The organism is Paenibacillus jilunlii, assembly GCF_900102965.1.
GTDB lineage: Bacteria > Bacillota > Bacilli > Paenibacillales > Paenibacillaceae > Paenibacillus_AQ > Paenibacillus_AQ jilunlii.
The window spans coordinates 39400-51098 of sequence record NZ_FNGM01000002.1 but is presented as its reverse complement, the minus strand read 5'-3'; the positions used below and the strand labels follow the sequence as shown (position 1 = coordinate 51098).

The window sequence follows — 11699 nt, the reverse complement described above, 5'->3', positions numbered from 1 at the left end:
GCGCAGGCAGGGGAAATCAAAGGTAAAAATACCTTTGATTCGCCTGTTCCGGGCAGTTTGCCTGGAAAGAACGGCAGAAATGCCGTTGTTGAGGGACCACGGGCACAGGAGTTGGCCGCTTTCATTTTTTGAACATTTCACCCGGACCTTCCCTGCATTTCCAACCCTTCCCCCAGCCATGTTATACTATGCTGAAAATCGGGTGGCGTGTAAGGCTTGCCCTGGAGTGGGATTCCATTATGCCGAAAGAAAGGTGATATTGTTCATGTGGAGTGTTATTATACTTGCCGTTGTGATTATTATTGCCGGCGGCTTGACTTATGCAGGGTTCTTTTTTTACGGAATCGCAATCAAGCGGGCACCCAAGGAGTTCCTGGCCAAAACCCCTGATCTCAAGGCGGACCCGCCGGTTGCCGGGCCTTCCTGGGGAGAAGGTGCAGACTGGGTATCCCGCCACAGCTTCAGGAAGATTGAGATTACTTCTGACGATGGACTTACACTTCGTGGCTATTATCTGCCGTCGGAGCGCGCCGCAGGGCGGACTGCTATTATAGCCCACGGCTATTCCGGGAAAGGCAAGGATATGGGGGCATGCGCCAAAATCTATTACGAGACCATGGGTTATAATGTGCTGCTTCCCGATGCCCGCGGCCATGGCGACAGCAAAGGGGAGTACATCGGGTTTGGTTGGCCGGAACGCCGGGATTACCTGAGGTGGATTGAGTATCTCCTCGCAGAGAGCGGGCCGGAGGCCCAGATTGTACTGCATGGGGTATCCATGGGAGGAGCCACTGTGATGATGACGTCCGGGGAAGAGCTTCCCCCACAGGTCAAAGCCATCGTAGCCGACTGCGGTTATACCTCTGTCAAAGCGCAGCTGTCTTACCAGCTGTGGCGGATGTACCATCTGCCGAGCTTTCCTTTTGTCCATATGGCGAGCCTCATTACCCGAATCAAGGCAGGGTATTTCTTCGGAGAGGCTTCGGCGCTGAAGCAGGTGCGTAAAGCCCGCGTGCCGATATTGTTCATACATGGCGATGCCGACAAGTTCGTACCATTCTATATGATGGAGGAGCTGTATCAAGCGTGCAGGAGTCCCAAGGATAAGCTTGTGATCCACGGTGCCGGGCACGGCGTAGCTTATGATACGGATAAGGCAGCGTATGTAGGAAAGGTAACTGATTTTGTGACCCGGTACGTCCAAATATAAGAAAGTAAAAGTTTCACATGATACTTTAACCTTATATTTCTTGCTGAAACGGACACCTGAAAGCGATACGGAGTATCGCTGCTTCGGAAGCATATGCTTTTTCAGAGGACGGCGTAGCCGTTTCTACTTGATTGATCCGGAAAAAAGTCCCCTGAAACGTAGACGCGCCCGATATCCGCAAACTGCGGTTACCGGGCGCTAATATGTTCCACACATGGGACTGCATTACTATCTGCCAAATGCAGCGAAGCCATGTCTTCTCCGTATATTTAATCCTCCGCCGTCCGTGAGCAAGACGGGTGTCTTAATTCCTTGTTATTTCCAGCAGCCGTGTGGCGAGAATAATCCTTCCAAAACGACAAAAGCCCTACCTCTCTTTTGTCCTTACGGCTCCGTGGCCGCGCCAGTGTGAATCGGAAAACTATGTTCGAATTTAATCTCATAAAAAGGAAGAGTACTGCAAGAAAACGTAAGATTTTGTGTCCAAAATGCCGATAATAGATAAACGGGCAACGTATCGGCTTGACATCTTCTTGATGGGGATAATATATACAGTAAACAAATGTTCCTTAATCATAGCACGGGATGTAAAGAATTGCAAATAGTATAGCTGAATGGGCAGGCTGGAAACGGGGGATCTGATGAATTTATACGGAGGTTTTTTGAAAAAGCAAATTCGTAACTACATATTCGGCTCCGTAGTTGCCGTGCTTGCAGTGGGGAGTCTGATCCTGCTCTCTTCACTTGAAATAAGCACCATAGAGTACTTTCGGCTGCTGATCATACTGCTGATCTCGTTCGCCATTATGGCTGTCGTGGAAATCAGTGTCTTTATCAGGCAAATCCGGCCGATCCGGACTGCACTTACGGAGCATAGACCCACACTTGCTAAGCTGGAGGAAGCCTACTTACATACTCACCGGCTGCCGAAGCTTGCGGTGCAGCGGATATTGGGTCCGCATTTACTGGGGCTGTCTCTGCCTGCTTCGATTATGACCTTATGGATGATTCGTACGGGATTAATCAGTCTCCCCTACTTCTATCTTGTGCTTGCGGTGGCCGGGGCCATCCTGGTAGCGTGTATGCATGCGTTGATCGAGTTTTTTCTGACCTCCTCGGCAATTATTCCACTGATTAAGAATTTCAGAAACCGGGCCTTGGAATTGCACATGGTTGATTTTTCTCTGGAAGGGCATGTGTTTGTACCGATCCGTCCCAAATTCCTCATTACCTGTATGCTGATCGGCACCTTCCCGCTTGTGCTTTTCATTATGGCAACCCAGATCCGGCTGGAAACACTGGGGGGGAGGGCGGCTGAGAGTATGCGGAGCTACTGGGAATGGGCCGGGCTTGTGCTGCTGATCGGCACCCTTTTTTCTTCTATAGCAGCCTGGCTGCTGACCCGGAGCGTGCAGCATCCAATCAACGAATTATACCGGGCCATGAACAATATCAAGGACGGACGGCTGCTGCAGGTGCAGGACGAATACTCGGATGAATTCTCGAAGCTTGTGGCCGGGTTTAATATGATGGTCCGCGGACTGCAGGCCCGGGAACAGCAGAGCAGACAGCTGCTCGACAGCTATTTCACCACCCTGGCTGTAGCACTGGATGCCCGTGATCCATATACCGCCGGGCACTCGCTGCGGGTTGCCGAATATTCGGTCATTATTGGCCAGCTCGCCGGACTTACAGGACAGCAGCTGGATAATTTGCGCAAATCGGCCCTGCTGCATGATATCGGCAAAATCGGTGTGCGGGACAGCGTGCTCTTCAAGGAGGAGGAGCTCACGGAGGAGGAATTCGACCAGATCAAAAGTCATCCCGTCCTTGGAGAAAATATTCTGCGGCAGATTGAGCCTGAAGAGAAAATGGCGCCTTACCTGGGCGGTGTCCGTTCCCATCACGAACGTTATGACGGCAAGGGATATCCCGACGGCTTGGCCGGAACGGCCATTCCCCTGCATGGCCGGATAATCGCCGTGGCCGATGCCTATGACGCCATGACCTCGGACCGGCCTTACCGCAAAGGAATGGACCATGACCGGGCGCTCGCTATTCTGGAGCAGGGAAGAGGCACCCAGTGGGACCCTGAATTTGCCGGGTTGTTCCTGGCCTACTTCGGAAAAACTGGTAAATCCGATACAGCGGATTATCCGGGCCGGGCAGGATAGCAGGGCAATGGATGCGGGGGATGTAAAGCGGCTTTATCCTTATATTTCTTATTAAAGCGGATGCCATCCAGTTAATATTCGGTATCCGCTTCTGCTTGCGTGCCTATTTTGTGAACTGCTTCCTAAAACCGACAAATCCCGAGCACATTCATTGAAGGATTGCAGGCGGACCGTTATAATTAATAAGTCTGGATTTTAATTAAAAAATAAGGGAGATCATTATGAAACGCGCAGATGTGCTGCTGATTTCCATCGTGCTCATTGCCGCGCTCGCTTTTATCGTGCCGAGATGGCTCTCGAACGATGACAAGGCGGGACCGGATAATAAACTTGTAGCCAATATAACGGTGGATGGCAAGCTGTATAAGACAGTGAAGCTTACAAAAGAGGAACAAACCATTGATATCCGCACGGAGCGTGGTTATAACATTTTGAAGGTGCATGATTACGGGATTGAAATGTACGATGCAGACTGCCCTGACAAGGTATGCCTGGGCTTTGGCCATATTACCCGTCCCAAGCAGACCATTGTGTGCCTGCCGCACCGGGTGTTAGTAGAAATAGCAGGCGCGGTGCCGGGGGAGGATGATATAGATGCCTATGTCCAGTAGTGAATCGGCAACAGCTCTGAAACGGACGGTCATAGTGGCGATTTTTGCCGCAGTAGCTGTAGTGCTCAGTCTGGTGGAGGCACAAATCCCGCTGGTCGGGGTCGGGCTGATGCCTGGGGCCAAGCTTGGTTTCGCTAACATTATGATTTTGACTTGTATTTTCTTTTTACGGGGCCGGGATGCTTTTGTCCTTGTTATTCTGAAGACATTGCTTACCGCATTCCTGCTCGGCACTTTTTCCAGTCTGCTCTTCAGCCTGTTCGGCTCGCTTCTCAGCTTTGTGGTGATGTTCCTGCTGGTGAAATGGGGGGGCAAGAAATTCAGTGTGATCGGAATCAGTATTGCCGGCGGACTGGCCCATAATACCGGGCAGCTGTTCGCGGCAGCCATAGTATTCAAATCCACAAGTATCTTCTATTACCTGCCGGTGCTGCTTATTACCGGGATCGTGACGGGGATTGCCGTCGGCTTTGCGGTCCGCTATCTGGTAGCGTCGCTGTCCAAAATATCGCTGTTTGAAGAGTTTTTGGGCTGAGCCGAATCATCAGCGGAAGGATGACTAACATGAGTGAAGCATATCAAAATGTGGAGGATGCAGAAGAGGTGCAGGCAGTGATCAAGCTGGAGGGTGTATCCTTCGGCTATGATCCGGAGCATCCCATTCTCCATAATATCTCTTTATCCATTCCCCGGGGACAGTGGGTTAGCATAGTTGGGCCCAACGGCTGCGGCAAGTCCACACTGGTCAAGCTGATGAATGCCCTGCTGCCGAAGAGCGGCGGTGAAATCACTATTTGCGGCCATCAGCTGGGTGAGGAAACGATCGGAGCCATCCGGCAATGCATCGGCATGGTATTTCAGAATCCCGATAATCAATTTATCGGGGCGACGGTTGAGGAAGATATATTGTTTGGCCTGGAAGGGCTGTGTTTGTCTTACGCTGAGATGGAGGAACGCCTGCGTGCCTATACCGTGAAGCTGGGGATTGAGGATCTGCTGTCCAAGCATCCGGGCGAGCTGTCAGGCGGACAGAAGCAGCGCGTAGCTATCGCATCTATTCTAGCCATGAAGCCAGGCATCGTCATCTTTGACGAGGCCTCTTCCATGTTGGATGAGGCGAGCCGCGATGAGCTGCTGCGCATTCTGCAGGGGATGCGGGCGGAAGGGCAGTATACCATCCTGATGATTACGCATGATGCTGATGAGATCCTGGCATCGGACCGGGTGCTCGCTCTGCATGGCGGCGGTCTTGCCGCCGATACTACCCCGCAGAAGCTGTTCCGGAATATAGAGCTTTTGGAGAAATGCCATCTGCTGGAGCCTTATCCTTGGCGCCTTGCCCGTGAACTGCAAAGCCGGGGAATCAGGGTGGATGTTCCCGCCAGTGAAAAGGAGCTTATAGATACACTATGGCCATACAACTAGAGCAAGTAAGCTATACTTACGCCGATAATAGTTTATGGAAGCAGACGGCGCTGCATGAGATCACCCTCGGCATTCCCAAAGGTTCATTAACCGGGATCGCAGGTGCGACCGGCTCCGGCAAGTCCACGCTGCTGCAGCTCTTCAATGGCATTCTGAAGCCGACGCAGGGGACGGTGCAGGTGCTGGATGTTACGATGCGCGCCGGTGAGAAGTCGCCGAAGCTGCTCCCGTTGCGCCGGCGGGTCGGCCTGGTCTTTCAATTTCCGGAGCAGCAGATGTTCGAAGATACGGTGGAAAAGGACCTGTGCTTCGGACCGCTCAATTTCGGCATGAGTCCGGAGGAGGCCAAGGAGCGGGCGCGCAAGGCCATGCTCGAAATGGGCCTGGACCTCGGCCTGCTCACGCGTAACCCATTCCGGTTAAGCGGAGGGCAGATGCGCAAGGCGGCCATCGCCTCGGTGCTTGCTATGGACCCGGAGATTGTTGTGCTGGATGAGCCGACCGCCACGCTGGACCCGGTCAGCCGTGCTGAGCTGATCTCCCAATTGGAGCGTCTCTGCCGGGAACAGGGGCGGACGATTATTATCGTAACCCACCGGATGGACGAACTGCTGCCTTATGCCGACCGCTGGATTCTGCTGAAGGACGGGAAGATCGCTTTTCAGGGCAGCGGCGGGGAGCTGGCGGCCGATCCGGACATCCTTGCGCGCTGCGGTCTTGGCGTACCGCATTCTCTCCGGTACTGGCGCGGGATTGCCGGCCGTTTCGGGCTTGCAGGAGAGAAGCCGCGGCTTACGCCTGAGAGCCTTGCCGAGCTGATCGCTTCCCTGCCGGGGGCAGGCACTTCGGGCAGACCGGAAGAAGAGGGGGGATGCCCATGAATGAGCGGCTGCTGCTGGGACGCAGTATTGAGACCGGCTCATGGGTGCATAAGCTGGATGCGCGTTCCAAGCTAACGGGGATGCTGCTGTATGTAGCTGTAATACTGCTGTCGGATTCATGGCCCTCCATGGCGCTGCTGGCTGCGTTTTCGATTGCGGTCATGGCTTCAACGCGTATTCCGCTAAAGTATTTCATCAAGGCGGCCAAGCCTTTGCGTTATTTGATGCTGTTCATCTTCATCGTACAGCTACTATCGGTCAAAGCGGGGGATGTGCTGTGGTCCGCCGGCTCCTTCTCACTGCATGAGGGAGGGCTGCGCCTGGCGGCTTTTTCTGTGATCCGCATGTTGTTTCTGATTACGTTCACTGCGCTGCTTACCTTTACCACAACACCGGGCAAGCTGAATCAGGGACTGGAGGGAATCCTGTCGCCATTCAAGAAATTGGGGCTGTCGCCGGACCGGATTACGCTGATGATCAGCATCGCCCTGCGGTTCATTCCTACGATTCTGGATGAAGCGCAGATTATTATGAAAGCCCAGGCCTCCCGTGGAGCGGACCTGCAGGAGCTGCCTCTCAAAGAGAAAGCACGGATGCTGGTGTCGCTGCTTGTGCCGGTGATCTCCAGCGCCTTCCGGCGGGCTCAGGACCTGGTCTATTCCATGGAAGCCAGAGGCTTCCGCATGGATGCCCCGCGCAGCCGGTATCACCGCCTGAGGTGGGGCGCTGCCGATACTGTTTTTGTCGCTATGTTCGTCATCATGGGAGTTGCAGTTGCATTATTGTAATATTTTAGGGGGAATAGGGAATGGCAAGATTTTTTAACGGTAAAGAAATTGAACTGCTCGCACCTGCGGGAACGTTTGATATTTTCCAAGCAGTAGTAGAGTCGGGCTGTGATGCAGTGTATTTTGGCGGTCCTGTACTTAATATGAGAATGATGCGCAAAGGCTATAATCTATCGCATGAAGAAATTATTGAAGCCCTTGCTATGGCCCATAAACTGGATAAAAAAGTATATATCACCGTAAACAATCTTTTCAGCGAAGACGATGTGGAGGAAGCCAGAGCTTACCTGAAGTTTCTGGACGAGGCCCGTCCGGATGCGTTGATCGTTCAGGATATGGCCGTGCTGGAGCTGATCCGTGAGATGGGGCTTACCGTTCCTGTCCACGCTTCTGTCATGATGAATGTGCACAATCTGGAGATGATTTATGCTCTGCGTGATCTAGGAGTAAGCCGGGTGGTGACCTCGCGGGAAATGGATCTGCAGACGGCCAAGCTGCTGGGTCAGCAAAGCGGCATGGAGCTGGAATACTTCGTTCATGGCGATATGTGTTCTGTACACGGTGCGAACTGCTACTTCAGCTCCCAGGTCTTCGGCATGAGCAGCAACCGGGGCAAATGTATGAAGCCTTGCCGGTGGGATTACCGGATTAAACGTGACGGGTATGTGTTCCCGGCGGAATATCCGCTGGCCGTCAAGGATATGTTCATGTATGAGCATCTTCCGGAGCTGATCGAATCGGGGATTACCTCTTTCAAAATCGAAGGCCGGATGCGCGATAAGGAATTCATGGTCTCGCTGGTAAACAGCTACAGTGACGCGATTGACCGTTATATCGAAGATCCTATCGGCTTTGACCGCACAGTGGACTCCAAGGAGCTGTACAAAAACCGCAAACGTGATTTTTCCACTGCCTACGCTTTTGGCAAACCGGGTCTGGCGAATATTAACCGCCGTTACGAAGGTACAGGCAAGTTCTACAGCACAGGCAAGGTATTCAGTACACCAACAGCCGAACGCGAGCTGTCCGAGTCCCGTGTGCTGGAGCTGCGCGAACGTCTGGCCCAGGCAGGGAAAGCACCGAAAGCAAAACCGGAACTGGCTGTGCGTGTAAACAACATGGCGCAAGCCCGGCTGGTCATCGAAATGGGCGCAGACAGCCTGTATCTGCCAGGAGATGTATTTGAACCGGACCGTCCGTTTACGAAGCAGGATATTAAAGAGCTTGGAGCGGTTAAGGGACAGACCAAGCTGTATCTCGGATTGCCGCGGATGATGAACGAGCTGCATTTTAACCAATATGATCACTTGCTGAACGGAGAACGCCTGCCTATTGACGGGCTGATAATTACCAATCTGGGAGCGATTCGGCGTTACAGAGCTGCGGGTTATCCGATGATCGGCGATGTTAATTTGAATGTCTACAATCACCTTTCTGCAGGGCTCTACGCCGGACTGGGGCTGGAAAAGCTTACGGTATCGCCCGAGATGACGATGGAGCATTTTGCCGCCTTCACTTCACGCTGTGATCTGCCGCTTGAGGTTGTTGTCCACGGGACACCGGCATTGATGTACATGGAGCATGATCTTTACGAAAATACCGAGGTGATGGAGCCTATCGCTGAAGAGGATAACCGCTATGTCAGCAACGATGTGCTGGTGCTCAAAACCGACAAAGGCGAAAATCCGGTCTACCGCGACCAATACGGCCGCTGCCATCTGCTCTTCTCCAAAGAACTCTGCTACTTGCCTATGCTGAAAGAAATGAGCGGACTGGGCATTGCCAGCTTCCGGATCGAAGGTGCCACATACAGCACGGAAGAGCTGCGGACAATCATTGCTGCCTACCAGGCTGCCATAGGCGGTACTGATCAGCAGGAGGATTTACTGGGCGGGCTTACGCCTGTTTATGCAGGTTATACGCTGGGATCTCTGCAGTTTAATTAATATATTTAAATTTTAAAATACTAGGATAGAGCGTATAATAACAATAAGTGGTAGACTGATAAGTTATTTTTTTCACAAGTTATGCCTGAAGGAGAGGGAACCCATCATGAAGCAAGAAGAGACGGTCATCGGAAGAACAGCGGTTGCCGCCAAAAGAAAAGCTTATTTCTATCCCTGCACTGCACATTTTTACCGCGATGCACCGCAGCTTGTACGCGGCAGCATGCAATTTGTCTATGATGAGAACGGCAAGCAATATACGGACTTTTTTGCCGGAGTATCGGTTGTCGCCTGCGGGCATTGCAACCCGGTGATTACGGCGCGTACTATTGCACAGCTTCAGCAGCTCCAGCATACCTCAACGGTCTATCTTACGCAGCCGAATGTGGACTTGGCCGAGCGGCTGGAGGAGGTACTGCCGGGGAAGCTGCGCCGCAGCTTCTTCGTCAACAGCGGGTCCGAGGCCAATGAAGGGGCGCTGCTGCTGGCCAGAATGCACACCGGACGCAAAGGCTTTATCGCTCTGGAGAGCGGTCTGCACGGACGCACCAATCTGACGATGAGCGTAACCGGACTGCAGATGTGGAGAACGGATCAATACCTCGATGAAGCTGTGACGTTTATTGAGCGGCCTTATGATCCTAAGCTTACGCTGGATGAAGCTGCAGCCGTTTCTCTAAAGAGTCTGGAACGGGTGCTTAAGGAGAAGGGCGATACGATTGCAGCCATGATTGTAGAGCCGATTCAAGGGAACGGGGGCATGATTATGCCTGCCCCTGCGTATTTCCGCGAAGTCAAAACGCTGCTGGAGCAGTACGGCGTGCTGCTGATCGACGACGAGATACAGACGGGCTACGGCCGTACGGGTGCGATGTTCGCCATGGAGCATTTTGGCGTGGTGCCGGATATTATCAGCATGGCCAAAGCGCTGGGCAACGGGGTCCCGGTAGCTGCCTTTGCGACAACGGATGAAATTGCGGCGTCCTTGAACCGGCCTTCGGCTTCGACGTTCGGGGGCAACCCTGTATCGGCGGCTACGGCACTTGCGGTACTGGATTATATCCGTGACGAACGTCTGCCGGAGCGTGCGGCTGAGCTTGGTTCGCACCTGAAGAAAGGCCTTGAATCGCTTCAGGAACGTTATCCGGGAATGATCACTGATGTGCGCGGAACCGGACTGATGCTGGGTGCGGAACTGGCGGGTCCGGACGCTGCCGGATCAGCTGAACTGACCGACAATGTGCTCGAAGCGATGAAGGACCGCGGTTATCTGATCGGCAAAAACGGCATAGGCCGCAACGTCCTGGCCTTCCAGCCGCCGCTGGTCATTACCTCTGAAGATGTCGACGGGATGCTTATTGCCTTGAATGAAGTACTGCTGCAAGTTTCCACAGAAAAGGAAGAATAATATGATCTTAAACGCTGTCAAAACCTCTGCGCTTAAGCTGAAAATGTTCAGCGAGCTGGTGATGTTTTCCCACACGCTGTTTTCCTTGCCCTTTGCCATCATCTCGATGGTCTGGGCGGCGGGAGGCTGGCCGTCCGGCCACATGATGCTGTGGGGACTGATTGCTCTAATCGGGGCGCGGAACGGCGCCAACGCCTTCAATCGTCTCGTCGACCGTACCTTTGACGGGAAAAATCCGCGCACCGCGCACCGGCATCTGCCGCAGCAGCTGCTGGCGGAAAAGGAAGTTATCTTTTTCATCATCATCAACTATGCCTTGTTCATTGTCGCCTCCGGCATGCTGAATCTGCTCTGTCTGCTGCTGTCGCCGGTGGCCATCGTCCTGATCTCCAGTTATTCCTATACCAAACGCTTCACGTTCTTAAGCCACCTCTATCTTGGCTTCGTAATTGCTTCGGCGCCGATTGGCGCCTGGTTTGCAGTAACGGGGAATATTGCGTTCACGCCGTTTGTAATCGGGACGGTGGTTATGCTCTGGATCGCCGGCTTTGATATTATCTATGGCACGCAGGATATCGATTTTGACCGCCGGAATGGCCTGTGGTCGATCCCCAGCTTCTTCGGACTGGAAAATGCGCTGCGCATTTCCAAAGGGCTGCACTTCATCATGATCCTGCTGCTGCTGTTCCTGTACCTCTGGCGCGATCTGGGCTGGATGTACCTGGTCGGCATCGGCATCGCCACCCTGCTCTTGATGACGGAGCACCGGATTATTAAGCCGCATAACCGGCGGCTGATGAAGGTGGCTTCCTATAATTTGAATCAGGTGATCAGTATGGTGATATTGCTGTGCACGCTGATTGATTATTTTTATGTTAGCTAGGGTGGGGGAAATCGGTTAGGAGAGGCTCCGCTCCGAGGAATGTTTGGACTTCCGGCCGCTGCCCGTCTGCAGATGTTTTCGATTAGATCGCGGCTTTCCTGGGCTATGTAATGCGTTGTTTGAACTCGGCCCATGCAGGCCCCTGTTCAAAGGTGAAGCATTTGAGAGGAATCCGCTTTACTCGCGGCCCATGGAATAACACAGCTGAAAATCTGCTATATGAGTTGGACTGAGAACTTGAAAGCTTGGGGAACACCATGAAGCTCATCAGGAACTGAAGTTAAGTGGAAAAAGTAAAACTAATCTCGCTGGAATCATGGCTATAGAAGGATATAGTGGGAATTTGTACACCTAATTCATGCCTATTCATCCT

At 52.9% G+C, this 11699-nt stretch carries 10 protein-coding genes; all 10 read left to right on the top strand.

Annotation, left to right across the window (positions count from 1 at the left end; all coding sequences use genetic code 11):
- Positions 1-265: 265 nt before the first annotated feature.
- The 10 genes from BLQ82_RS05090 to BLQ82_RS05045 all read left to right on the top strand — a co-directional run bounded on the left by BLQ82_RS05090 (position 266) and on the right by BLQ82_RS05045 (position 11326).
- Complete coding sequence (locus tag BLQ82_RS05090; RefSeq protein ID WP_062525196.1) at positions 266-1210, top strand: alpha/beta hydrolase; 945 nt, start codon at positions 266-268, stop codon at positions 1208-1210.
- Positions 1211-1872: 662 nt separating this feature from the next.
- On the top strand, positions 1873-3384 hold the full coding sequence (locus BLQ82_RS05085; protein ID WP_244280701.1) for an HD-GYP domain-containing protein: 1512 nt from the start codon (positions 1873-1875) through the stop codon (positions 3382-3384).
- A 221-nt stretch (positions 3385-3605) separates the two neighbouring features.
- Positions 3606-3995, top strand: coding sequence for a NusG domain II-containing protein (locus BLQ82_RS05080; RefSeq protein ID WP_062525198.1), 390 nt, complete (start codon positions 3606-3608; stop codon positions 3993-3995).
- The gene (locus tag BLQ82_RS05075; RefSeq protein WP_062525200.1) at positions 3979-4530 is read left to right on the top strand and encodes a Gx transporter family protein; all 552 of its coding nucleotides are present in this window, start codon (positions 3979-3981) and stop codon (positions 4528-4530) included. The genes BLQ82_RS05080 and BLQ82_RS05075 overlap by 17 nt, the downstream gene beginning before the upstream one ends.
- A 29-nt stretch (positions 4531-4559) precedes the next feature.
- On the top strand, positions 4560-5420 hold the full coding sequence (locus BLQ82_RS05070; protein ID WP_062525202.1) for an ATP-binding cassette domain-containing protein: 861 nt from the start codon (positions 4560-4562) through the stop codon (positions 5418-5420).
- A complete protein-coding gene (locus BLQ82_RS05065) occupies positions 5405-6301 on the top strand; it encodes an energy-coupling factor transporter ATPase (protein ID WP_062525204.1) in 897 nt (298 codons plus the stop codon). The genes BLQ82_RS05070 and BLQ82_RS05065 overlap by 16 nt, the downstream gene beginning before the upstream one ends.
- A complete protein-coding gene (locus BLQ82_RS05060) occupies positions 6298-7089 on the top strand; it encodes an energy-coupling factor transporter transmembrane component T family protein (RefSeq protein WP_062525205.1) in 792 nt (263 codons plus the stop codon). The genes BLQ82_RS05065 and BLQ82_RS05060 overlap by 4 nt, the downstream gene beginning before the upstream one ends.
- A gap of 20 nt (positions 7090-7109) precedes the next feature.
- On the top strand, positions 7110-9035 hold the full coding sequence (locus BLQ82_RS05055; protein WP_062525207.1) for a peptidase U32 family protein: 1926 nt from the start codon (positions 7110-7112) through the stop codon (positions 9033-9035).
- A gap of 106 nt (positions 9036-9141) precedes the next feature.
- Positions 9142-10443: an aspartate aminotransferase family protein gene (locus BLQ82_RS05050; RefSeq protein ID WP_062525209.1), complete on the top strand. Its 1302-nt coding sequence runs from the start codon at positions 9142-9144 to the stop codon at positions 10441-10443.
- Position 10444: 1 nt separating this feature from the next.
- A complete protein-coding gene (locus BLQ82_RS05045; protein ID WP_062525210.1) occupies positions 10445-11326 on the top strand; it encodes a UbiA-like polyprenyltransferase in 882 nt (293 codons plus the stop codon).
- The last annotated feature ends 373 nt before the right edge of the window (positions 11327-11699 follow it).

Excerpts from the sequence above, each read along its gene's own strand:
- BLQ82_RS05090 (WP_062525196.1), top strand. The coding sequence starts at position 266 with ATGTGGAGTGTTATTATACTTGCCGTTGTGATTATTATTGCCGGCGGC.
- BLQ82_RS05080 (WP_062525198.1), top strand. The coding sequence starts at position 3,606 with ATGAAACGCGCAGATGTGCTGCTGATTTCCATCGTGCTCATTGCCGCG.
- BLQ82_RS05075 (WP_062525200.1), top strand. The coding sequence starts at position 3,979 with ATGCCTATGTCCAGTAGTGAATCGGCAACAGCTCTGAAACGGACGGTC.
- BLQ82_RS05070 (WP_062525202.1), top strand. The coding sequence starts at position 4,560 with ATGAGTGAAGCATATCAAAATGTGGAGGATGCAGAAGAGGTGCAGGCA.
- BLQ82_RS05065 (WP_062525204.1), top strand. The coding sequence starts at position 5,405 with ATGGCCATACAACTAGAGCAAGTAAGCTATACTTACGCCGATAATAGT.
- BLQ82_RS05060 (WP_062525205.1), top strand. The coding sequence starts at position 6,298 with ATGAATGAGCGGCTGCTGCTGGGACGCAGTATTGAGACCGGCTCATGG.
- BLQ82_RS05055 (WP_062525207.1), top strand. The coding sequence starts at position 7,110 with ATGGCAAGATTTTTTAACGGTAAAGAAATTGAACTGCTCGCACCTGCG.
- BLQ82_RS05050 (WP_062525209.1), top strand. The coding sequence starts at position 9,142 with ATGAAGCAAGAAGAGACGGTCATCGGAAGAACAGCGGTTGCCGCCAAA.
- BLQ82_RS05045 (WP_062525210.1), top strand. The coding sequence starts at position 10,445 with ATGATCTTAAACGCTGTCAAAACCTCTGCGCTTAAGCTGAAAATGTTC.